The 22,673-nt window shown below is 60.9% G+C and carries 22 protein-coding genes; 10 read left to right on the top strand and 12 right to left on the bottom strand.

Annotated elements, in window-relative coordinates:
- Positions 1-58 precede the first annotated feature (58 nt).
- Positions 59-1,702, top strand: a complete 1,644-nt coding sequence (locus DBAC_RS13635) for a LysM peptidoglycan-binding domain-containing protein (RefSeq protein ID WP_015774893.1) — start codon at positions 59-61, stop codon at positions 1,700-1,702.
- 41 nt (positions 1,703-1,743) lie between these two features.
- Here the strand turns inward: DBAC_RS13635 and DBAC_RS18085 are convergent, their stop codons facing one another.
- The 9 genes from DBAC_RS18085 to queA all read right to left on the bottom strand — a co-directional run bounded on the left by DBAC_RS18085 (position 1,744) and on the right by queA (position 10,486).
- Positions 1,744-4,005, bottom strand: a complete 2,262-nt coding sequence (locus DBAC_RS18085) for a PAS domain S-box protein (protein ID WP_015774892.1) — start codon at positions 4,003-4,005, stop codon at positions 1,744-1,746.
- Positions 3,989-5,146 carry an alcohol dehydrogenase-like regulatory protein ErcA gene (gene ercA, locus DBAC_RS13625; protein ID WP_015774891.1) on the bottom strand — a complete coding sequence of 386 codons (1,158 nt, stop codon included), beginning with the start codon at positions 5,144-5,146 and terminating at the stop codon, positions 3,989-3,991. The genes DBAC_RS18085 and ercA overlap by 17 nt, the downstream gene beginning before the upstream one ends.
- Positions 5,147-5,277: 131 nt before the next feature.
- Positions 5,278-5,841, bottom strand: a complete 564-nt coding sequence (locus DBAC_RS13620) for a DNA-3-methyladenine glycosylase I (RefSeq protein ID WP_015774890.1) — start codon at positions 5,839-5,841, stop codon at positions 5,278-5,280.
- Positions 5,838-6,650: a shikimate dehydrogenase gene (aroE, locus tag DBAC_RS13615; RefSeq protein ID WP_015774889.1), complete on the bottom strand. Its 813-nt coding sequence runs from the start codon at positions 6,648-6,650 to the stop codon at positions 5,838-5,840. Before aroE ends, DBAC_RS13620 begins: the two co-directional genes overlap by 4 nt.
- Before the next feature lie 72 nt (positions 6,651-6,722).
- Positions 6,723-7,286 carry a 2-oxoacid:ferredoxin oxidoreductase subunit gamma family protein gene (locus DBAC_RS13610; RefSeq protein WP_015774888.1) on the bottom strand — a complete coding sequence of 188 codons (564 nt, stop codon included), beginning with the start codon at positions 7,284-7,286 and terminating at the stop codon, positions 6,723-6,725.
- A complete protein-coding gene (locus DBAC_RS13605; protein WP_015774887.1) occupies positions 7,283-8,044 on the bottom strand; it encodes a thiamine pyrophosphate-dependent enzyme in 762 nt (253 codons plus the stop codon). Before DBAC_RS13605 ends, DBAC_RS13610 begins: the two co-directional genes overlap by 4 nt.
- A gap of 2 nt (positions 8,045-8,046) precedes the next feature.
- Positions 8,047-9,108 (bottom strand): 3-methyl-2-oxobutanoate dehydrogenase subunit VorB, encoded by a 1,062-nt coding sequence (locus tag DBAC_RS13600; protein ID WP_015774886.1) that lies wholly within the window; start codon positions 9,106-9,108, stop codon positions 8,047-8,049.
- Entirely contained in the window at positions 9,105-9,344 is a 240-nt protein-coding gene (locus DBAC_RS13595; protein ID WP_015774885.1) for a 4Fe-4S dicluster domain-containing protein, read from the bottom strand. The genes DBAC_RS13600 and DBAC_RS13595 overlap by 4 nt, the downstream gene beginning before the upstream one ends.
- A gap of 56 nt (positions 9,345-9,400) precedes the next feature.
- Positions 9,401-10,486: a tRNA preQ1(34) S-adenosylmethionine ribosyltransferase-isomerase QueA gene (gene queA, locus DBAC_RS13590; RefSeq protein WP_015774884.1), complete on the bottom strand. Its 1,086-nt coding sequence runs from the start codon at positions 10,484-10,486 to the stop codon at positions 9,401-9,403.
- Positions 10,487-10,568: 82 nt separating this feature from the next.
- Here queA and bioA point away from each other — a divergent pair, with 82 nt between their 5' ends.
- The 5 genes from bioA (at position 10,569) to DBAC_RS13565 (ending at position 16,314) form a co-directional block, all read left to right on the top strand.
- The gene (bioA, locus tag DBAC_RS13585; RefSeq protein ID WP_015774883.1) at positions 10,569-11,852 is read left to right on the top strand and encodes an adenosylmethionine--8-amino-7-oxononanoate transaminase; all 1,284 of its coding nucleotides are present in this window, start codon (positions 10,569-10,571) and stop codon (positions 11,850-11,852) included.
- Between the two features lie 68 nt (positions 11,853-11,920).
- Positions 11,921-13,363, top strand: coding sequence for a sodium:proton antiporter (locus tag DBAC_RS13580; protein WP_015774882.1), 1,443 nt, complete (start codon positions 11,921-11,923; stop codon positions 13,361-13,363).
- A gap of 43 nt (positions 13,364-13,406) precedes the next feature.
- Positions 13,407-13,871, top strand: a complete 465-nt coding sequence (locus tag DBAC_RS13575; RefSeq protein ID WP_015774881.1) for a universal stress protein — start codon at positions 13,407-13,409, stop codon at positions 13,869-13,871.
- A 493-nt stretch (positions 13,872-14,364) separates the two neighbouring features.
- The gene (locus DBAC_RS13570) at positions 14,365-15,807 is read left to right on the top strand and encodes a sodium:proton antiporter (RefSeq protein WP_015774880.1); all 1,443 of its coding nucleotides are present in this window, start codon (positions 14,365-14,367) and stop codon (positions 15,805-15,807) included.
- Positions 15,808-15,849: 42 nt separating this feature from the next.
- Positions 15,850-16,314: a universal stress protein gene (locus DBAC_RS13565; RefSeq protein ID WP_015774879.1), complete on the top strand. Its 465-nt coding sequence runs from the start codon at positions 15,850-15,852 to the stop codon at positions 16,312-16,314.
- Between the two features lie 54 nt (positions 16,315-16,368).
- Here DBAC_RS13565 and DBAC_RS13560 read toward each other — a convergent pair whose 3' ends face one another.
- The 3 genes from DBAC_RS13560 to DBAC_RS13550 all read right to left on the bottom strand — a co-directional run bounded on the left by DBAC_RS13560 (position 16,369) and on the right by DBAC_RS13550 (position 19,977).
- On the bottom strand, positions 16,369-17,733 hold the full coding sequence (locus DBAC_RS13560) for a sigma-54-dependent transcriptional regulator (RefSeq protein WP_015774878.1): 1,365 nt from the start codon (positions 17,731-17,733) through the stop codon (positions 16,369-16,371).
- On the bottom strand, positions 17,730-19,424 hold the full coding sequence (locus DBAC_RS13555) for a two-component system sensor histidine kinase NtrB (protein WP_015774877.1): 1,695 nt from the start codon (positions 19,422-19,424) through the stop codon (positions 17,730-17,732). The genes DBAC_RS13560 and DBAC_RS13555 overlap by 4 nt, the downstream gene beginning before the upstream one ends.
- Positions 19,425-19,503: 79 nt before the next feature.
- On the bottom strand, positions 19,504-19,977 hold the full coding sequence (locus tag DBAC_RS13550) for a periplasmic heavy metal sensor (RefSeq protein ID WP_015774876.1): 474 nt from the start codon (positions 19,975-19,977) through the stop codon (positions 19,504-19,506).
- Between the two features lie 279 nt (positions 19,978-20,256).
- Here DBAC_RS13550 and DBAC_RS19140 point away from each other — a divergent pair, with 279 nt between their 5' ends.
- The 4 genes from DBAC_RS19140 to DBAC_RS13530 all read left to right on the top strand — a co-directional run bounded on the left by DBAC_RS19140 (position 20,257) and on the right by DBAC_RS13530 (position 22,656).
- Positions 20,257-20,424 (top strand): hypothetical protein, encoded by a 168-nt coding sequence (locus DBAC_RS19140; protein WP_015774874.1) that lies wholly within the window; start codon positions 20,257-20,259, stop codon positions 20,422-20,424.
- Between the two features lie 76 nt (positions 20,425-20,500).
- On the top strand, positions 20,501-20,875 hold the full coding sequence (locus DBAC_RS13540; protein ID WP_015774873.1) for a sirohydrochlorin chelatase: 375 nt from the start codon (positions 20,501-20,503) through the stop codon (positions 20,873-20,875).
- A 128-nt stretch (positions 20,876-21,003) separates the two neighbouring features.
- Positions 21,004-21,405 carry a TraR/DksA family transcriptional regulator gene (locus DBAC_RS18080; protein ID WP_015774872.1) on the top strand — a complete coding sequence of 134 codons (402 nt, stop codon included), beginning with the start codon at positions 21,004-21,006 and terminating at the stop codon, positions 21,403-21,405.
- Positions 21,406-21,468: 63 nt separating this feature from the next.
- Complete coding sequence (locus DBAC_RS13530) at positions 21,469-22,656, top strand: PhoH family protein (protein WP_015774871.1); 1,188 nt, start codon at positions 21,469-21,471, stop codon at positions 22,654-22,656.
- The last annotated feature ends 17 nt before the right edge of the window (positions 22,657-22,673 follow it).

Genomic DNA, 22,673 nt, shown 5'->3' with positions numbered 1-22,673 from the left:
GATCTCGCTCGCCCGATTTTTTTCGGGCCAGTGGCCAACGTGTGACCAGGAGATTGTTTTGACATTTGATATACGTGGAGTTCTGCTCCTTATCATGCTGGTCTTGGCTGGGTGTATGCCCGCCAAGAAGGCTCAGGGCCCGTCGGACCTTGGAGCCCCTAGCGCGGCGAGTCGGAACGCCGGAACTGAACTGACGCAGGATGCGTCGGTCGCGTCCGGGTACGACGCCCCGGAGGCCTACGGCCCGGACGAGGATGTCGACCCGCTTGATGTCCTGCAGGATGGAGATGACCTCCCCGATGCGGAGTCCTTGTCTCCCGAGGAACAAAAAATCCTCGATACGCAGATATCCTTCCATGTCGGTCTGGATACCGAGGAAAACGCGGATGTCCAGCGCTATTTTCAGTACTACACCCATGGCCACCGTGGCACCATGGAGGGCTGGCTCAAGCGGGCCCAGCGCTATCTGCCGCATATCCGGGAGCGATTTCTGGCCGAGGGGCTGCCCGAGGACCTGATCTATCTGCCCTTCGCCGAGAGCGGTTTCAACCCCTTTGCCCAATCCCGTTCCGGTGCCTGCGGTGTGTGGCAATTCATGCCCCGGACCGCTCTCAATTACGGATTGACCGTGGACAAATGGGTGGACGAGCGTCGCGATCCCCACAAGTCCACCGAGGCCGCCATTGCCTATCTGAAAAAATTGTATGCGGATTTTGGTGATTGGTCCTTGGCTCTGGCCGCCTACAATGCAGGCGAGGGCACCATTGGACGCGCCTTGAAAAAGACGGGCACGGAGGATTTTTTCAGTCTTTGCGAGGCTTCCGAGGATTTGAAAAAGGAAACCAAACTGTACGTCCCCAAGTTCCTGGCCCTGGTCAAGGTGGCCCGGAACCTGGAGAAGCTCGGTTTTGAACCTCTTGATCTGGAGAAGCGCCCCATCGCACCCGTCCAGCTGAAAGCCAAGCCTGGAACGGACCTGCTGGCTTTGGCCCAGAGCCTGGGCATGGACTGGAAGTCCTTCCGGGAGCTGAACCCTTCTTTTCGCAAGCAGGAAGCTCCTCCCGCGCGCTCCGTCAAGGTCGCCGTCCCCGGTCAGCTGGTGGCCAAGGCCGAAGATTTCCTGAAGCGTCCCGTAGTTCAAAGACAGACCCAGTACGCATCCCACAGGGTCAAGCCCGGAGACACCTGGTGGGGGATTTCCAAAGAGTATAAAGTTTCGGTGGCGGACTTGCAGAAAGCCAACAACGGCAGCAGAACCAAGACCTTAAGGGTTGGGCAATCGCTGCGCATACCCGGTCGGGGTTTGGCGTCCGAGTCGGGCTCAGTGGCGGATGCCAGGAAATGGGCCTCCAAGAGAGCCAATTATCTGGTCCGTCAGGGCGACACGCTCTGGTCCATTGCCAAGCAGTTCAAGACCGACCCGTCTTCATTGCTTAAAGCCAATGGCCTTAAGAGTTCCTCGGTGCTGAAGATCGGCCAGAAGCTCTATGTGCCCGATGCGGGCAGCGCCGATGTTAAGGTCGCCAAGGCCCATGCCGATGCCGTGCGCAGGGAGCTGGTCAACTACAAGGTTCGCCCGGGGGATAGCCTGTGGGGCATTGCCAAGCGCTTTGGAGTGACCCCCTCCGAGTTGCTGTCCTGGAACAATCTGGCCAAGAACGGCCATATCCGCCCGGGAGACCAGCTCAAGGTCTACCGCTGATCCCTTCACACACAAATGGCAGGCCCCCGGGCCTGCCATTTTCATTCTGATGACGCCGCGACCGGCAGGTCGATGACGAATCTGGTCCATTCTCCCCTGGCCGTCTGCACGGCCATCATGCCTGCGTGTTCCTCGGTGACGATGAAATAGGAGACGGACAGCCCGAGCCCCGTGCCCTTGCCCACGGACTTCGTGGTGAAAAACGGCTCGAACACGCGTTTGCGCACAGACTCTTCAAGCCCCGGTCCGTTGTCTTCGAGTTCGACGCGCACCCACGGCGCATTCCCTCTCACGCGCAGTGTGAATTGCGGACCTCGGCCTTCAGGGTAGATTTTTTCGCCCATGGCCTCGGCGCCATTGCGCAGCAGATTCAGGAAAACCTGTTGCAGCTTGCTTGCCGATCCGTGGATCTTGGGGAGATTGTCTTCATATTCGCGCACGATCTGGATTTTCTTGAAGTCGTAGTTTTTTTTCAGGTCATAGTCCGTACTGGCAAGGTCCAGCGTTTTTTCGAGCAGTTCCGTGATGCTTTCCGGAGTCAGAACCGGCTCGCTCTTGCGGCTGAAACTCAGCATGTTGCTGACAATCTGCGCGGCTTGCGCTCCCGAGCTGCGAACGGAGCTCAGCATCTTCGGAATCCCCCGCCTCTCCAGATACGCATGCAGGGCTTCAAGGGTGATGCCTGCTTCCCGAGCCGCCTGCTCGTTCTGCGGCAGCGGCAAGAGGAGCCTGGTTTCCAGGACCTGGGTATTGCCCATGATGGAGGCCAAAGGATTGTTGATTTCGTGGGCCATGCCCGCGGCCAGACCGCCGACGGAGAGCATTTTTTCGGACTGGATCAGGATTTCTTCGATGCGGACCTTGTCGGTCACGTCGTCAATGCGGATGACCGCCCCTTCCACTCCGTTGGTGATCAAGGGATAGATGGTCACGTCTTCGAACATGGTTTCGCCATTTTCCACTCTGCTCAGCTTGCCCTCGAAAAAGGGTTTTTTGCTGGCGATGGACTGGCGGATCTTCTTCATCTCGGAGCCAAGCCAGGGCACGACCTGCGCAAGGGGCCTGCCTTGCGCCTGCGCCTCGTTCACGCCGGTCACCAGGGCTGCCTGCTGGTTCCATTGCGCGATGCGCCCGTCGGCATCGACCCCGATCAGCATGGACGGCATGGAGTTGATTATGTTGGCGAGCAGGGTGCGCAAGCGCGACGTTTCCTTGGCGGCGCGGTTGCGCTCCGTGATATCCACGAAGGAGCCGATGATGCCTTCTGCGTGCTTGAATTCGTCAAAAAAAATCTGCTTGGCAAAGATGACTTCGCGTAATTCGCCATTTTTGTTTCGTATTTTCGATTCGTAGGTGCTTTTGCGGGTGTCCTGGCGCAGGCTGCGGTCATTTTCGTCATAGGGTTTGGCCAGGTCCGGCCACAACTCGTGGGCTGTCCTGCCTCGGATTTCTTCGGAAGTAATGCCCATGATGTCGGTGAACGTCTGGTTGCAGCCCAGATAGCGCAGTTCCGAGTCCTTGTAGAAGATCGGGATGGGGATGGCGTCAAGCAACACTTCCGTGAAGCGCAGGTTGCGCGTCAGTTCGGCGTGGGCGCTCTGCAACTGCTCCTCCGTGATGCGTCGGCGTTTGCTGGCCAGGATCAGGGCCACCTGATCGGCGATGCGGCTGGCGAAGGTGATTTCATCGGGCTGCCAGACGCGCTGTTCCCCGACATGCTCGAAGCAGATGACGGCGGTCAGTTCCGCGTCGATGAGCACCGGTACGTCGAGCATGGACGCGATTCCGCTTGGTTCGAGGTAGTTCGGGACAAAATCGCGGGTGCGCGGGTCCTGGCGGGCGTCGGTCACGATGACCGGACCTTTGCTGATCGCCTTGAAGTAGGCGTCGAATCTGTCGCACTCCAGGCAGGTTCCGGAGGTGTGAACCGCTCCCTGCGCGTCGAACTTGTCCATGCAGCAGAGGCTGCCCGCGCGCATTATCCACAAGCTGGCCCGGGTCACGTCCATGGCGTGGGTCATTCTGGTCGTTATCATGGGCGCGGCTTCTTGCAGGCGGCCATGAAAGACGCTCGGATGCGTGGAAATTTCGGCGATGACGGCCTGCTGCCGTTCGATGCGTTGGAGGGTTTTGCGCAGGGCGTCTTCGGCCCGGTGCCGCTCGGCGATCTCGCTTTGCAGCTCCCGGATCTTTTGCTGCAGCATGGGGTAGTAGCTTTTTCTTCCTGAAGATTCGCTCAGCCCCACGATCTTGTCGCGCAGCGATGTGGCGCTTGGCGCGCTCTCCTCAGGTTGCTTCTTCATAGATGACTTGAATGTCGCGCCTGTTCGCGGATTTGGGGTTGGTGACCAGGCAGGGGTCAAGGACGGCCTTGTCCGAAAGGACGGGGATGTCGCTGGCGCGAATGCCCTTGGAGGCCAGTCGATCCTTTATGCCCAGGGAACTGCGCAGGCTTGTCATGGATTCGATGAGCCATGCGCGTATTTCCGAGGTGCTCATGCCGCGTGAATCAAGCCCCATGGTTTCGGCGATGGTCCGGAATCTGTCGGGCGCGGCCGAAAAATTATAGTCCACCACATGCGGCAGCAAGAGGGCGTTGCATTCGCCGTGGGGCAGGTCCTTGTACCCGCCCAGGCTGTGGGCCAGCGCATGCACTGCGCCAAGGCTTGCGTTGGAAAAGGCCAGCCCGGCCTGCATGCTGCCCAGCATGGTTTTGGCCTTGAGTTCCATGTCCTCGGGGTGCAGGAACGACTCCAACAGATTGCCGTGAACCAGACGGATGGCTTCCAGAGCGTGCAAATCGGTCATGGGCGAATGGGCGCTGGAGACAAAGGCCTCGATGGCGTGGGCCAGGGCGTCCATGCCCGTGCAGGCGATGAGGTACGGGCTTTTGGTCATCAGGGTTTGCGGGTCGATCAGGGCCACATCGGGGATGATGGTCTTGCTGATGATGGCGATCTTGGTCTTGCGATCCGTGTCGTTGATGATGGCAAACTGGGACACGTCGGCCGAAGTGCCCGCCGTGGTGGGAATGCAGATGAGCGGCGGCATGGGAATGATGATCTTGTCCACGCCTTCGTAGTCCAGGATATGCCCGCCGTTGGAGACGACGATGCCGATGCCCTTGGCGCAGTCCATGGGGCTGCCCCCGCCCACGGCGACGAGGCCGTCGCATTCGCCCGCTTCGTAGGCCGCGACGCCGGCCATGACTTCCGCTGCCTTTGGGTTGGGGGTGATCTCTGAAAAAATTACGCCCTCGATGTCAAAAGCGGCCAGGCTCTCCATGACCCGTGTGGCCCAACCGGCGGCGAGCACGCCGGGGTCGGTGACGACAAGGGGTTTGCTGATGCCGAATTTGCCTGCGTACTGTCCGGCCAGGTCCACCGCGCCGACTCCGAAAATGGTTTCAGGAGCGACGAATTTACGCAGATCGGTGAAGTTCATGCAGATTCTCCTGGGCCGTATTGAGAAAAAGACATAATTTGAAATTTAGCACGTTGTGCATTGAAGTGCCAGGATTACTTGTTCAATACTCCCCGCAGCGTGGAAATTTGCAGTGCGGAAACGTGTCGGCGCTATGGGATTTCATGTCTTCGGAAACAGTCCAGGCTGTGGTCGTTGACCATGCCAACGGCCTGCATCAATGCATAGCAGGTGGTGGCCCCGAGGAATGCGAATCCGCGTTGCTTGAGATCTTTGGCCAGGGCCTCGGACTGGGGGATGGTGATGGGATATTCGCTCAGGCTTTTGATATCATGCATGATCGGACGACCGTCGACAAAATTCCACAGATAGGCATCAAAAGAGCCATGGCTGGCCTGCACGGCAAGGAATGCCCGGGCGTTGACGATGGCGGCTTCGATTTTGCGGCGGTGGCGGATGATGCCGGGATCAAGCAGCAAGCGGTCCACGTCAAGCGGAGTGAACCGCGCCACCGCCACATGATCGAACCCGGCAAAGGCGGCCCGATACCCCGCCCGTTTGCGCAGCACCGTGTACCAGGACAGTCCTGCCTGTGCCGATTCGAGAAGCAGGAACTCGAAAAGAACGCGGTCGTCGTGGACCGGGACTCCCCATTCCTCGTCGTGGTAGCGGACATAGTCCGGCTTGGAGATATCCAGCCAGGGACAGCGGATCATGCCTTGCTCCGGCCGGCCAGTGTTTCTTCAAGCAGGGAGATGGCGCGGGCCAGGGGGAAGCGCTGTCCGGTCCAGCGTTCGAATTGGGCCAGCCCCTGATGCACGAACATGGGCAAGCCGGGAATGATCTCCACGCCTTCACGCCGGGCCTGGGCCAGCAGCTGGGTTTCCTTGGGGTTGTAGACCAGGTCGTAGACCAGGGATATGCCCGCCAGGGACGATTTCCAGGGCGAGAGGGCCTGGAAGGGCCCGGACATGCCAAGCGGGGTGGTGTTGACCAGCAGGTGCGGCCGCACTTCGTGCCGGTCGGCCCAGGGCACATGCTCGGCCTGGAATGATTGGGCCAGGCGGTCGGCCCGGCCTCCCGTGCGCGCGGAAAGAAGCACCTTCCATCCTGCGCTGTGCAGGCCGCAGACCGCCGCGCGGGCGGCCCCGCCTGCGCCCAGGACCAGCACCGTGCCCGGCTGCGTCCCGCGCTCCAGGAGCGGGGCCATGAACCCGGTCACATCCGTGTTGTCGCCCCACAGCACCTTGTCGTGCCAGTAGAGGGTGTTTACGGCACCGATGTCGCGGGCGCTTTGCGTCAGCTTGTCGACCAGGGGCATGACCGTCTCCTTGTGCGGGATGGTCACGCTGGTCCCGTGGATGGGCAGAGTGCGCAGGGCGGCCATGAAGGAGAGGAGCTTTTCGGGCGGGGTGTCCCAGACGTGGTAGGAGGCCTTGATGCCCATTTCCCGGAACCCCCAGTTGTGCAGGATGGGGCTCAAGGTGTGCGAGAGCGGGTGGCCGATGATGCCTAGGAGAAGCATGGTCGCACCTCGGACGGTTCAGGTGAAGGATGGGTGCGGAAAAAACGGGGCCCTCGCGGGCCCCGGGGATCGTCAGGCGTATTGGCCGTTGGCGATGACGTAATCGGCGCCGGCCTGGATGGCCGCCGCGTTCTTGGGGATCATGTGGCTGTAGTGCGCGGAGATGACCGAATCAAGGCTGTCCTGCACCTGCTTGACCGGCATGACGCCCGTGGCCTGCACGTACGCGCCGATGGCGACCATGTTGGCCATGCGCGTGTTGCCGAGGCCGTCGGCGATCTCGTTGACCGGCACGGCGTAGACCTTGACCCGGTCCTTGTCGGTCTGGGCCGGATCAATGAGCGAGGAGTTCAGGATCAGGATTCCGCCGTCCTGCAGTTGCGGCTGGAACTTGTCCAGGGACGGGCCGTTCATGATGATGAGGCTCACGGGCGAGCGGATGATGGGCGAGCCGATGACGTCATCCGAGACCACCACGGTGCAGTTGGCCGTGCCGCCGCGCATTTCAGGCCCGTAGACGGGGATGTAGGTCACGTTGAGCCCTGCGTTCATGCCCGCGTAGGCCAGGAGATTGCCGATGAGCATGACGCCCTGGCCGCCGAATCCGGCGATGATTGCATCCTGGTAAATGCTCATTTCTCCTCCTTTGCCAGCACGTCTTTGAAGTTGCCCAGAGGGAAGTAGGGGATCATTTCCGTCTCAATGCGCTTGTTGGCCTGCAGCGGGGTCATGCGCCAGTTGGTCGGGCAGGTGGCCAGAATCTCCACAAAGGAGAAGCCGACCTCTTTTGTCTGGTACTCAAAAGCCTTGGTCACGGCCTTTCTGGCTTTCTTGATGTTCTTGATGTTGTTGACCGCGACCCGCTCGGCAAAAGCCACGCCGCCAAGAGAGGCGATGATCTCGGTCATGCGGATGGGCATGCCCTCGTTTTCGCGGCAACGTCCGCCGGGACAGGTGGTGGTTTTCTGGCCGACCAGGGTGGTGGGAGCCATCTGTCCGCCGGTCATGCCGTAGACGGTGTTGTTGACGAAGATCGTGGTGATGTTCTCGCCCCGGTTGGCGCAATGCATGATCTCGGCCATGCCGATGGAGGCCAGGTCGCCGTCGCCCTGATAGGTGAAGACGATCTTGTCGGGACGCGCGCGCTTCACGCCCGTGGCCACCGCCGGAGCGCGGCCGTGAGGAGACTCGATGGCGTCCAGGGTCAGGTAATTGTAAATGAAGACCGAGCAGCCGATGGATCCGACGAGGATGGTCTTGTCGACCAGGCCCAGATCCGTGATGGCCTCGGCCACCAGGCGGTGGGCTGTGCCGTGGTGGCAGCCCGGACAGTAATGCGAGGCCCGGTCGGTCAAAACTTCCGGGTAGCTTGTGACGCGAATTTCCTGGGTCATGCTTATCCCTCCAGCGCCTTCAGAATGGGTTCTTCGAAATCATCCGGCGTGGGCAGGTTGCCGGGCAGCTGGCCATGGAACGCCGAGTCCGCCACGGTCCGGATAGAAAGGCGCACATCTTCCACCATCTGGCCCATGTTGTGCTCGATGGTCAGGAAACGCTTGCCCTCTTTGGCCAGGTTCAGGAGCACTTCCGAGGGGAAGGGGAAGAGCGTGATGGGCCGTACTAGGCCGACTTTATGGCCCTGGGCGCGCAGCTTGCGGATCGTGCTCTTGACGATGCGGCCGATGGAGCCGAAGGCCACCACGATGAGCTCGGCGTCCTCGGTCAGGAAGAGTTCCTGATCCACTTCGGCCTGCATGGCCTGGTATTTGGCCTGCAGTTTCAGGTTCTGTCCCGCCAGCGCGCCGTCATCGAGGAAGAGGGATTTCAAAAGGCGCGGACCGCGATTCGTGGCGCCCTGCAGCCCCCAGTCCTGTCCCTCGTCCGGGTCCAGATTTTCGGGGACCCACGGCACCACGGGTTCCTTCATCTGGCCGATGATGGCGTCGGCCAGGACCAAAACCGGGTTGCGGTACTTGAAGGCCAGGTCAAAGGCCTTGATGGTCAGATCGTAGGCTTCCTGCACCGTGCCCGGCGCCAGCACCAGCAGTTTGTAGTCGCCGTGGCCGCCGCCCTTGACGGACTGGAAATAGTCGCCCTGGGAAGGGCCGATATCGCCAAGGCCCGGGCCTCCGCGACTGACGTTGACCAGCACGCCGGGGAGCTCGCTGCCGGCCATGTACGAGATGGCTTCCTGCTTCAGCGACATGCCCGGACTCGACGAGGAGGTCATGGCGCGGATGCCGCAACCCGCCGCGCCGAGCAGCATGTTGGCCGCGGCCACTTCGCTCTCGGCCTGCACGAACTGGCCGCCCGCGTCGGGCAGGGCCTGGGACAGGAACTCGGGGATGTCGTTCTGGGGCGTGATGGGGTAGCCGAAAAAACATTTCATGCCCGCGGCCAGGGCGCCGCGGGAGATGGCTTCATTGCCCTTGACGAAGATGCGTTTGGGAGTGCTCATTTTCCTCCTCCTTTGGCCGACTTCGTCGTGTAGACGTTGATGGCATAATCCGGACACATCATGGCGCAAAAGGCGCAGCCCTTGCACTCGCTCATCATGTCGGGGGTGATTTCGGTCACCTTGTATCCCTTCTGATTGAATCGACTCGATTGCTGGATGATGCCGGTCGGGCAGACTTCGGTGCAGAGCAGGCAGCCCTTGCAGCGGTCTTCCCGGAACTCGACTCTGCTTGGCATGGAATACCTCCACGGGGGGGATAGTGTTGATAATAAAGAATTTCTTGTCAGGCGGATCAACGGATGAGCATGGCGTCGCCGTAGGAAAAAAAGCGAAAACCCTGCTTAATCGCATGGTTGTAGGCATCGATAATCTGTTGCCTGCCCGCGAGTGTGCAGACCATAATGATTAGGGAAGAGCGGGGCAAGTGGAAGTTGGTGATGAGCTGGTCCACGACCTTGAACTCGTACCCGGGGTGGATGAATATGTCGGTCCAGCCCTTGAACGGGCCGATCTCTCCCAGGGCCGAGGCCATGCTCTCCAGTGTCCGGGAGGTGGTCGTGCCCACGGCGATTACAGGCCGTCCCTCGCTTTTGGCCTTGGCGATGGCGCGGGCAGTCTCTTCGGGTACTTCGGCATATTCGGCGTGCATGACATGTTCGCGGATATCATCGCAGCGAACCGGACTGAAGGTGCCGTAGCCGACATAGAGGGTGACCTCGGCGAGCTGGATGCCTTGCTGCGCCAGGGAAGCCATGATCTCCGGGGTGAAGTGCAGCCCGGCCGTGGGCGCGGCCACGGAACCGAGCTTGTCTTCCCGCGAATAGACGGTCTGGTAGCGGGTGCGGTCCTCGCTCTTGTCCTCGCGGTGGATGTAGGGGGGCAGGGGGATGTGCCCCTGGCTCAGGAAATGTTCGGCCAGGTCGCCGGTCCAGCGCAGCGTAACCCGCGCCCTTCCGAACTCGCCCTTTTCGAGCACGCGCAGTTCAATGCCCGGGAAAAGGAGCAGATCGCCTTGCCTGGGGCCTTTCGATGCCTTGAGCAAGCCTTCGGCCGTGGCTGTTTTCGTGCCGTCCGCTGCGGTCTTCGCCTCGATCAGCGTCAGGGGCGTGAGCAGCAGGAACTCGACCTTGCCGCCGGACTCCTTGCGTCCGATGAGCCGGGCGGGCAGGACCTTGGTGTTGTTGACGACCAGCAGCGCGCCAGTGGGGAGAAGCTCTGGGATGTCTGCGAACATGGCGTCGCGCACCGTCCCGCTTTTCCGGTCCAGCACCAGCAGCCGCGAGGCGCCGCGCTTTGCGGTCGGGTCCTGGGCGATCTGGGCCTCGGGCAGGTCGAAATCGTACGATTGAAGATTGAATTCCGGGTCAATAGCAGTCATGTTTGTCCTCATGTCCACGTGCTGCTAGCCCAAGCCTCGGCGAAGCGCAATTCTTCCGAACAGCAACCTCACCGGCGAACCCATGACACGCGACATCCTGGATTTTGACCGCCAGCACATCTGGCACCCCTACACATCGACGACCAACCCCCTGCCCGTGCGCGAGGTGGTTTCCGCACACGGCGTGCGCCTGAAGCTCAAAGGTGGCCGGGAACTCGTCGACGGCATGGCCTCCTGGTGGGCGGCCATCCACGGCTACAATCATCCGATCCTGAACGCCGCCGTAACCGATCAGCTCTCCCGCATGGCCCACGTCATGTTCGGCGGCCTGACCCATGAGCCGGCAGTGGAGTTGTGCCGGGCGCTGGTGGACCTCACGCCCGCGCCCCTGACCAAGGTTTTTCTGGCCGATTCCGGTTCCGTGGCCGTGGAGGTCGCCATCAAGATGGCCTTCCAGTATTGGATTTGCCGGGGGCAGAGCACAAAGAATCGTCTTTTGACCATCCGGGGCGGCTACCACGGCGACACGTTTGCAGCCATGAGCGTGTGCGACCCTGTGAACGGAATGCACGAGAGCTTTTCAGGCGTCCTGTCCAGGCATCATTTCGTGCCACGGCCCGGCTGCCGCTTCGGTGACGAGTGGGACGACAACGACATCACCCCCATGCGCGAGGCGCTTGAACGCCATCACCATGAAATCGCGGCCGTGATCCTTGAGCCCGTGGTGCAGGGCGCGGGGGGCATGTACTTTTATCATCCCATGTACGTAAAACGCGTGCGAGAACTCTGCGATGCCTTTGACGTGCTGCTCATCGCCGACGAGATCGCCACCGGCTTCGGCCGCACGGGCACGCTTTTCGCCTGCGAGCACGCCGGCATCAGTCCGGACATCATGTGCCTGGGCAAGGCCCTGACCGGAGGCTACATGACCCTGGCCGCGACCCTGGCCACGGATCGCGTGGCAGAGGGCGTCTGCACGGGAGATCCCGGGGTGTTCATGCACGGACCGACCTTCATGGGCAACCCTTTGGCCTGCGCTGTGGCACGCGCGTCCCTGCGCCTGCTTGTCGAAACCGACTGGGCCGCGCAAGTGGCGCGAATCGGGCGTTCCCTGACAATCGGCCTTGCCCCGTGCCGAAATTTGTCCTACATTTCAGACGTGCGCATCCTTGGCGCCATCGGAGTGGTGGAGCTGGAGGAACCGGTGCGCATGGCCGAAATTCAGAACGCTTTTGTCGAACAGGGCGTCTGGGTTCGTCCCTTTGGCCGTTTGGTGTACGTGATGCCGCCATACATCACGGATGACCAGGACCTGGCCTTTTTGACCAAATCCTTGGTCAAGGTCGTGGCGGAGCATTTTCGTTGATGCCCCTTGGCCTTGATCACAAACGACCGGCTGCCGCGTTGGCGGCAACACAAGAAGGAGAACATCGGATGCGGAAAAGTTCTGTGTGGTTTTTTTGCCTGGCAGTCATGGGCCTGGGAGTGCTTGGCATGTCGCTTGAAGTCTGGGCCGCCGGGGGGCTGCACCATGCTGCGGATGAAATAGGCAAGCAGATGGGCGTGCTCTGGGTCGTGCCCTTTGCGGGTCTGCTTTTGTCCATTGCCATCATGCCGCTGGCGATTCCTCATTTCTGGCATCACAATTACGGCAAGGTCGCGGCCTTCTGGGGCGCGGCCTTTATCGTGCCGTACGCCCTGGTGTACGGTTTCGATCTGGCCGTCTACAATGTGCTGCATGTCCTGTTTCTGGAGTACATCTCCTTCATCATCCTGCTCTTTTCCCTGTTCACCATCGCCGGCGGCGTGTGCCTGCGCGGCTCTCTGGTGGGCAAGCCGCAGGTCAACGTGGTCATCCTGCTGATCGGCACCCTGCTGGCCAGCTGGATGGGCACCACCGGCGCGGCCATGCTGCTGATCCGGCCGCTCATGCGCGCCATCGCGCACCGCAAGTACAAGGTCCATACCATCGTCTTTTTCATTTTCCTGGTGGCCAACATCGGCGGCAGCCTCACGCCTCTGGGTGATCCACCGCTGTTTCTGGGCTTTTTGAAGGGCGTGTCCTTCTTCTGGACCACGGTGCACATGTTCGTGCCGTTTGCGGTCATTTCGACCATTCTGCTCGCGCTGTATTTTGCCATCGACACGGTGCTCTTCAATAAGGAAGGCCGTCCCGAGTCTCCTGACGCGGGCCAGGACGGCAAGCTGCGCCTGGAAGGCACCGCCAACCTGCTCCTGCTGGCCGGCGTGGTCGGCGGCGTGCTCATGAGCGGCATGTGGAAGCCCGGTGTCGAGATCACCGTCTACGAAGTCCACGTGGAGTTGCAGAACATCCTGCGCGACGTGCTGCTTGTGGCCCTGGCTTTTGTCAGCCTCAAGATCACGGCTCCGGAAATCCGCCGTCGCAACGAGTTCGACTGGGAGCCCATCCGCGAGGTCGCCAAGCTCTTCTCCGGCATCTTCATCTCCATGATTCCGGCCATCTCCATCCTGCGCGCAGGCATGGACGGCGCCTTGAACGGCATCATTTCCATGGTCAAGACTGCCGAGGGGCTCGACAATCACACCATGTACTTCTGGCTGACCGGAGCCCTGTCCGCCTTCCTGGACAACGCCCCGACCTATGTCGTGTTCTTCAACACGGCCGGCGGCGACGCGCAGCGCCTGATGACGGAGGTGGGCACGCTGCTTGCCATTTCCGCAGGCGCGGTCTTCTTCGGAGCATGTACCTACATCGGCAACGCTCCCAACTTCATGGTCCGGTCCATCGCTGAAACGGGCGGCATCAAGATGCCCAGCTTCTTCGGCTACATGGCCTGGTCCGCAGGCATCCTGGTGCCCAGCTTCGTATTGATGAACTACCTCTTTTTCCATTAATCGAAAGCGAGAAGGCGGCATCGCCGCCTGTGGAGATACTTTTATGATCAAAATCGAACGTGTACTCATACCTGTCGACGGTTCGGACTCTTCCAGGAACGCGGCCAAGTATGCCGCGCATCTGGTCAGCCCCCGCAGCGCCAAGCTTTATCTGCTCAACGTCTGGGAGCCCATCAACATGACCATCGGCGGCGAAAAGGCGGAGAAACTGCGCGAGCGGGCCCATGCCAAGGCCATGGAGATGCTGGAGGAATACAAGAGCCTGCTTGAGCCCTGCGGCCTGGAAGTGGAACTGATCGCGCGGAGCGGCCGCCCGGATTATGTGATTCTGAACGTGCAGGACGAGCTTGATTGCGATCTCATCGTCATCGGCTCGCGCGGCCTGTCGGTGCTTGAGAACGTGATCATGGGCAGCGTGGTCACGCGCGTGCTTGAAGGCGCGACCTGCCCCGTGCTGGTCACGCGCAACCTGCGTGTGAAGTACCTGCAGGACGCCTGCGGGTTGTAATCCGGCAACCAGAGGTTCGCCTCTGAATAATGCGGCCGTCTCCGGAAGGGAGGCGGCCGCTTTTTTTGGGGAACAGGTTTTCGAATCGTTTCAGTACGAAATTACAAGAAAAATCAGCACGACGCGTTCCGATCCGGGCCCGTTCGCCTATCGCGCCCGGTAAGCAAGGCACACGGCCCTTTTTCAGGGGGTATTGCTCTGGAAAAGGATATGGCATATGCACCCACCCGTGTGTGAAATCCGGCACAAGAGGTGGGGGATCATCGCGTCGGCGCACATGTCGCCCGGACTGTTTCGATGGAAAGTCCGGGTTCGTACTTTGGGCCGTTTGGCGGGCATGAAGCCGTGTTGCGTTCATGGATGCCCAATGAGTGGCCTGTTTTTTTTGGGGGTCACGAGGTGATCGGGAGGAAGGCCGGGCGTCCGCAAGACGCTCCAACGTGCACGTGAGCTGACTGTCACTACGGGTGGCAGCCTATAAGGAGAACATCGGATGCGAAAAAGTTCTGTCTGGTTTTTTTGCCTGGCGGCCATAGGCCTGGGGGTTCTTGGCGTCTTGCCGGATGTTTGGGCTTCCGCAGGGGATTTGCACCATGAGGCCGAGGAGATCGGCAAACATCTGAGCGTGCTTTGGGTGGTTCCCTTTGCGTGCATGCTTCTTTCCATCGCCGTCATGCCTTTGGCCGTACCGCATTTCTGGCATCATCATTACGGCAAGGTGGCGGCTTTCTGGAGCGTGGCTTTCCTCGTGCCCTTCGCCCTGTTCCATGGTTACGAACTGGCGCTGTATTCCGTGGTGCACACCATTGCCCTGGAGTACGTTTCGTTTCTGATCCTGCTTTTTTCGCTGTTCACCATCGCCGGCGGAGTGTGTCTGCGCGGCTCCCTGGTGGGGAAGCCCGTGGTCAACACGGTCATTCTGCTGATCGGCACCTTGCTGGCCAGCTGGATGGGCACCACCGGCGCGGCCATGCTGCTCATCCGTCCGCTCATGCGGGCCATCTCGCATCGCAAATACAAGGTGCACACCATCGTGTTCTTCATCTTTCTGGTGGCCAACATCGGTGGCAGTCTGACCCCCTTGGGCGATCCGCCGCTGTTTCTGGGCTTCTTGAAGGGCGTGTCCTTTTTCTGGACCACGCAGCATCTTTTTGTTCCCTTCGCGGTCATGTCGGTCATTCTGCTGAGCCTGTATTTCGTCATCGACACAATGCTTTTCAACAAGGAGGGCCGCCCCGAGTCTCCTGACGCGGGCCAGGACGGCAAACTGCGCCTGGAAGGCACCTTCAACCTGCTCCTGCTGGCCGGCGTGGTCGGCGGCGTGCTCATGAGCGGCATGTGGAAGCCCGAGGGCGGCGTGGTTGTTTATCACGTGCACATGGAACTGCAGAACATCGCTCGCGACGTGCTGCTTCTGATCCTGGCCGGTGTGAGTCTCAAGACCACGGCCGCCGAGATCCGCCGCCGCAACGAGTTCAACTGGGAGCCCATTGTCGAGGTGGCCAAGCTATTCGCCGGCATCTTCCTGACCATGATCCCGGCCATCTCCATCCTGCGCGCGGGCATGGACGGCGCCTTGTCGAGCCTCATTGCCCTGGTCTCCGTCGACGGCGTGGCCAACAACGCCATGTACTTCTGGCTGACCGGCGCTCTGTCGAGCTTCCTGGACAATGCTCCGACCTATCTGGTCTTCTTCAACACCGCCGGTGGCGACGCGCACTTCCTGATGGAACACGTGCATACCCTCATGGCCATCTCGGCGGGTGCGGTGTTCATGGGCGCCAACACCTATATCGGCAACGCCCCCAACTTCATGGTCCGGTCCATCGCGGAGTCGAGCGGGATCAAGATGCCCAGCTTCTTCGGCTACATGGCCTGGTCCGTGGGCATTCTGGTTCCCTGTTTCGTGCTCATGACCTTTCTTTTCTTCCGTTAATCGCAAGCAAAGAGGCGGCCCTGCCGCCGTGGAGATACTGCCATGATAAAGGTTGAACGTGTTTTGATACCGGTGGATGGTTCGGATTCTTCCAGAAATGCGGCCAAGTACGGCACGCAGCTGGTCAATTCCAGAAATCCCAAGATTTATCTGCTCAATGTCTGGGAGCCCATCACCATGACCATCGGCGGCGAGATGGCCGAGAAGTTGCGCGCCGGCGCCGAGGCCAAGTCCATGGCGATTCTGGAAGAGTATAAAACGATGCTGGAACCTTGCAGCATGGAAGTGGAACTGATTTCGCGCAGCGGTCGTCCGGACTACGAGATCCTGAATGTGCAGGACGAACTGGACTGTGACCTCATTGTCATCGGATCGCGCGGACTTTCGGTACTCGAGAATGTGATCATGGGCAGCGTGGTCACGCGCGTGCTTGAAGGGGCGTCGTGCCCGGTGCTGGTCACGCGCAACCTGCGCGTGAAGTATCTGAAGGATGCCTGCGGCATCTGATTTCCTCGTGCATGAAATTGAAGAGGCCGGCTCCCGCAAAGGGGCCGGCCTTTTTTATCTGGTGGTCAATCCGTATTTCTTGAGGCGGTATTGCAGCGTGCGGCGGCTGATCCCGAGGGCCTGGGCGGTGCGTTCGCGGTGTCCGGCGTATTTGCGCAGGGTTTCTTCCAGGGCCTGACGCTCGGCCGCTTCCAGCGGGCTTTCGCCGGGCTGGGCCTGGTGCGCAGGGCGGGACGCCGGGCCGGAAGCCAGCAGATGATCCGGGAGGTCCCGCAGGTCCAGCGTGTCCGCGCGGCAGAGGATAAGGGCACGCTCCAGGACGTTTTCAAGTTCGCGCACATTGCCCCGCCATTCGTGCCGGCCGAGGGCGTCCAGGAATTCGCGGGTGACGGTGCGGATCGGGCGGTTGTTTTTGCGGCCGAGCTTGTCAAGAAGGTAGTCGACCAAAAGGGGGATGTCTTCGCTGCGTTCGCGCAGGGGCGGAATGCGTATTTCGAGCACATTGAGCCGGTAATAAAGGTCTTCGCGGAATGTGCCTGCGGCGATCATGGCCGGGAGGTCGCGGTTTGTGGCCGCGATGAAGCGCACGTCGATGCTGACCGGGGTCACGCCGCCGAGGGGTTCGACGATGCGTTCCTGCAGGGCGCGCAGGATCTTGGCCTGCAGGGTCAGGGGCAGTTCGCCGATTTCATCCAGAAAGAGGGTCCCGCCCCCGGCCAGCTGGAAGCGGCCGGGTTTGTCCTGGGCCGCGCCGGTGAAGGCGCCGCGCACGTAGCCGAAGAGTTCGCTTTCGAGCAGGTTTTCGGGCAGGGCCGCGCAGTTGACCTTGACCAGCGGGCCTTTGCAGCGCGCGCTCTGTTCGTGCAGTTGCTGGGCGACAAGCTCCTTGCCCGTGCCCGATTCGCCGAGGACGAGCACGTTGGCTTCACTGGGCCCCACCTGTTCGATGAGCTCCACGACCTTGCGTATTTCCGGGCTGTTGCCGATGATCCTGGTCTCGCGCAGTTGGCCGATCTGTTTTTTGAGATCGCGGTTTTCGCGGGTCAGGCGCACATGTTCCGCCGCTTTTTTGACCACCGCCAGGAGTTCGTCGTTGTCCGTCGGCTTGGTCAGATAATCCCAGGCTCCAATTTTCATGGATTCCACGGCGCTGCTCACATTGCCGAACGCGGTCAGCATGATCACCGGCGTCGCGATCCCTTCCTCGTGCATCTTTTGCAGCACATCAAGACCGCTCATGCCCGGCATGCGCATGTCCAGCAGGACGACGTCCACAGGCTTGGCGCGCAATGTGGTCAGGCCGGACGAGCCGTTGTCCGCCTCCAGCACCTTGAAGCCGGCGTCGCCGAGGACGACGCGGACCATGAGCCGGTGCGCGGGTTCGTCATCGATGACAAGGACAGTGGATTGCTGAGTCATGTAGCGCTCCCGGTGGGGTTTGCGGGAAAGAAAAGGGAGACGACCGTGCCTCCGGCCGTCGGCGTTTCTATCTGGATAAGGCCGCCATGCTCCTGCATGATGGTGTGGACGATGGCCAGCCCAAGGCCGGTGCCCTTGTCGCGGGTGGTGAAGAACGGCTCCAGGGCGTGTTCGCGCTCTTCCGGGCTCATGCCCGCGCCGTTGTCCCGGACGCGAATCCAGGTCCCGTCGTCATTCCCTTCGGCCCAGAGTTCTATCAAACCCTCTTCCCCGGGCAGGGCCTCCACGCTGTTCATGAGCAGGTTGATGACGGCCTGCTTCAGGGCGTCCCGGTCGGCCTGCACGGTTTCGGTGTCTGTCCAATGTTCCAGACGGCCGTTCCTGGCGCCTGCGTCCATGGACAAGAGAGTATGCACTTCCCGGAAAATCTCTGCAAGGGGCACCTGGGCGAAGCTCAGCTGCCGGGGACGGGCCAGGAAGAGCAGGTCGGTGATGACGCGGTTCAGGCGGTCCGCTTCCTGGACCATGGTTCGCGCATACAGTTCTTCAGGGTCCCGGCCGGCCAGCTTCTTGGCGAAGAACTGGGCGAACCCGCGCAGGGCCGAGAGCGGGTTGCGGATCTCGTGGGCCACGCCCGCCGCCATGCGGCCGATGGCGGCCAGCTTTTCATTGCGGTGCAGTTCCCGCTCAAGGCCGGCCAGTTCCGTGCGGTCGCGAATCAGCACGAGGCGTTGCTCCGATCCATCCTTCAAGGGCAGTTGCAGAATCTCCAGATGCCGATCGGCAGTCTTGAGAGTGCTCCAGTCCTGGCCCGGCTGCTTGTCCGGGGTCAGGCCCAGGTTCGAGAAAATACTTGAAAGCGGCTGGCCGACGAGGCTCAGGCCGCCCATGAGGCTGATGGCCGCCGGATTGGCCGCCACGACCGTGCCGTCCGCAGAGAGGGTCAGCAGGCCGTCGGGCATGTTGTCCAGCAGGCGGGCGTTGAAGGACTCCAGGCGTTGCAGGCGTCTGTGCTGCTCGTTGCGTTGCAGAAAGCCCAGGAGCAGAATCCAGAAGACGATGGTCACCGCCAGGATGTACCCGGTTTGCAGGATGGCCGTGCGCTTGTACTTGCCAAAGGCCGCCAGGTGATGGGTCATGTCGACGCCGACGAGCAGAAGGGGGGGCTGCTTGTCCGGCGGACACTGGCCGTCGGGGCAGGCGGGGGCCGAGGTCAGGTGCGAGATGCGACCCAGGACCATGATGGGCTGGCCTTCGAAATTCATTTCGCCGCTCCATTCCCCTGCGTTGCCGATGCTCGCCCAGGCGATGGTCGGCAATTGGCCCTGGATCGCCTTTGGATCGTTGTGCGAGGAGAGCAGGATGTGCCCGAGGGGGTTGTAGAGGCCGATGAAGCGGGCGTCGGTGCGTTTTATGTAGTCCTGGAGCAATTCCTTGGCCAGGGTGCGATGGAGATGCAGGAGCGTGTTGGTGTGCTCGGGAGTCGCAGGCAATCGCAATTCACGGCGCAGATTGATCTCGATTCCGGCGGCGATGGCGCGGGCCGTGACCAGGGCGTGCTCATGAAAGGAGTCCTGCTGCTGGCGCAGGTTGCGCCATGTGGAGAAGCTCAGCGCCAGGCCGAGCATGAACACGGCCATGGTGGCCATCATGATGGTGCGATCGCTGCGGGATGGGAGAACGAGTTCCATGGCCTGCCTTTCTCAAGGAAAAGGCAAAGGCCGCAGGGGGTACGGCCTTTGCCTTTTTCAAGGGAGGGAGAGAGAGGGTTTACATGGTTTGTGCGGCTGGGCACCCGGGGGCGGAACCGGCGCCTGGGGTGGCGCCGCTGGAGTTTGCTCCGCACCCGGACATGCGTCCGCAGCCTTTGCCGGATTCGATGGGAACGGGCTTTCCGGCGATTTCAGTCAACTCCACGCGATAGTCTGCGTTGAGTTGCGCTTTTTTCGCCTGCAGTTCGCTCACTTCGGCCACGGCCTTGTCGATGGCTGACTTGTCGGTGGGGGTTGCCGCGAACAGTGCTTCCATGGCTTCGTGCCTGGCCAGGAGCTCCTTGTGGAGGGCAAAGAGTTCCTTGTGGTGTTCGTCAGTCAGCGCCTGGACTTTTTGCTGCTGCTCGGGGGGCAGGCCGGACATGAAGTCCTGGTAGTGTCCCTGTCCCGGACAGCCGCCCCTGTAGGCCTGGGCTCCGGCTGCGAGGGCCAGGACCAGCGTGAGGGTGATTATGAGGTGTTTCACGTGCATTTGAAGGCTCCCTTTACAATTACATTCTGGAGGTAGTGGAATGTCGTTGGTTGATTCTGGCTTAGCAGACGCCGTGCCAATAGATGAAATTGCTTTATTTCAAGATGTTGAGTTGTCGGTGTGCGTCCTCTGCGGGCGGTTTGTGTACCGCCTGTTGCACAAGATGTGTAGATGTGCAAAATGCTGCATTGAGTTCGGTATTGCCATCGGCAAGGAAAGGATTACTTTGAACCCCATATTTATCGCAAACAGCCTGTTTCAAGGCTCAAGGAGGTCCATATGTGCAAAGGTTGCGGATGTTTGAGGGGCAAGGCCACTACGACCGTGGTCAAGCATGATCATGAACACACCCACGGGGATCTGACCCACAGCCATCCCCATGATCACGATCACGACCATGCCCACGATGAGCAGCCTGCCGAGGCTCATGAGGATCACAAGCACTAGGACGGGACGGGTAACGTCGGTTCAAGGGCCGCCTGCAGTGAGTGGGTGGCCTTTTTTCATCATTTGAGGAGGATGTGTGCATAAAACGGGAATGATCGTGCTTGGGCACGGCAGCAGGCGCAAGGAGGTTGCCTTGCAGTTCACGGCCATGGTCGGGCGGGTCGCAAGCCGAATCGCAGAGGCGCAGGTCCTGCCTGCCTTTTTTTCCCTGGGCGAGCCGACCCTGGCCGATCAGGTGCGCGAACTCGTCGTGCGGGGCTGCACGAGGATCGTGGTCATGCAGTATTTTCTCTACAACGGGGTGCATATCGAACAGGACATCCCGCAGATGATCGCCGCGCTGCGCGAGGAATTTCCCGGAGTCGAATTCGTGATCCAGCCGACCTTGCAGGACGATCCAGCTCTGGAGCGTCTCCTCGTCGATCGTCTTCTTGCGGACGGAGGCGAATGACTCTGTCATGAAACCTCCTCGCCTTCGTCTCTGACCCGCAACACGCCGGATCTAGGGTGCTTCAACGGCAAAAGGTTTGGGTCCGGGTGTTCCGGGTGGACCGACGGCCACACATAACGGAGGTGCCTATGTCGAGTGTTTGCCATGTTCATCAGGGAATCGAGCTGCAATTACGGGAAAAATTCAGGAAGATCGAAGAGGAAAACGAGTCCCTGCGGGACGTCATGAGCCAGAACAGGGAGCTTGAGCCGGATCTGGCGGACCAGGCCTGCAGCGCTTCCTCACGGGACTGGAATGTGATACGCTACAATCGTAACGTTAAACTGCTCAAAGACATCACCGTCGCCCTCAAGGCCATCGACAACGATTCCTACGGGATCTGTGAAATGTGCGGCGAGCATATTGCCGACCGCAGGCTCCTGGCCATACCGAGCGCGCTCTTCTGCATAGAGTGCCAGGAGATGATAGACAGGCTTCCCGGAGAATTCGGGCGCACCGGACTTGGGGACGGGGTTTTGGCAGCAGTCTGATCGGCCGCCCTCTCCCGTCAATGGTCCGGACCGGGGCATGAGCCCCTAAGGATTGAGCCGTCCATGCAGAAGAATTACGTACTCGACACCAATGTGCTCATTGACAACCCTCAATGCATCCGCGCTCTGCGCAACGGCCAGGAGAACCGGGTCATCCTGCCGTACACCGTCCTGCGGGAGCTGGACAAGCTCAAGCGCGAGCCGCGCGTGGCCCATATCGTGGCCCAGGCCATTGCTGCGCTGCAGGACGACCCGGATATCCAGTTCCTTCCGCCCCGGATTTTCACGGACGCGGAGAGCAAGAACGGCGACGAACTGATCCTTGATGAACTCAAAGACAGCGGCGTGGATGCGCCCATTCTGGTCACCAACGACCGCATCCTGCAGCTCAAGGCCCGCATCCACGCCATCGCCAGCGAAGGGTTCCGCGATTCCAACCCGTTCCGCTCCGAATCCCAGTCCTACACCGGCTTTGTGCGCGAAGGCGAGGAGCCCATCCCCAACAGTTTCGCCTGGATCGGCGGCCAGCCATACATGCACGCCACCTCCGGGCCCCGCGTCATCGACTTTCAGCACAACGTCTGGAACGTGCGTCCGCGCAATGTCTATCAGAACCTGGCTCTGGAGCTTCTGCTCGACGATGCCGTGAACCTGGTCACCATCCAGTCCGAGGCAGGCTACGGCAAGACCTTCCTGGCCCTGGCCGCCGCCCTGTTCATGGCCCTGGAGAAGAAGGACAACCCGTACCGCAAGATCTACCTCGTCAAGCCGGTCATCGAGATTGGCGCCAAGCTCGGCTACCTGCCCGGCGATCTGGAGGAGAAGATGGCCCCCTATGTGCGCTACGTCGGGGACCTGCTCATGAAACTGCACGACCTGCGCCCGGCCAACCGCATCTTCGCCGACAGCGAGAGCGGCAATTTCCGCTTCAATCCCAAACGCTTCGAGATCCTGCCCATCGCCTTTATCCGTGGCATGAACCTCGAAAACGCCGTGGTCATCATCGACGAGATGCAGAACCTCTCACGCGCCGAAACAAGGGCGCTTTTGACCCGCATGGGCGAGAACGTGAAATGCATCTGCCTCGGCGACACGCGTCAGGTCGACAACCCCTACCTGAACGAGTCCAACAACGGCCTGAACTGGACCGTCAAAATGCTCAAAGGCCTTCCGGGCTACGGCCACATCGTGCTCAAGGGCGAACGCTCGCGCGGCCCGATCACGGACATGGTCATCAAGACCGGGCTTTGATCCATGACCGGGCCGCA

Origin of the sequence: Desulfomicrobium baculatum DSM 4028 (assembly GCF_000023225.1) — a bacterium.
Taxonomy (GTDB): domain Bacteria; phylum Desulfobacterota; class Desulfovibrionia; order Desulfovibrionales; family Desulfomicrobiaceae; genus Desulfomicrobium; species Desulfomicrobium baculatum.
This window is presented reverse-complemented; position numbering and strand designations above follow the sequence as displayed.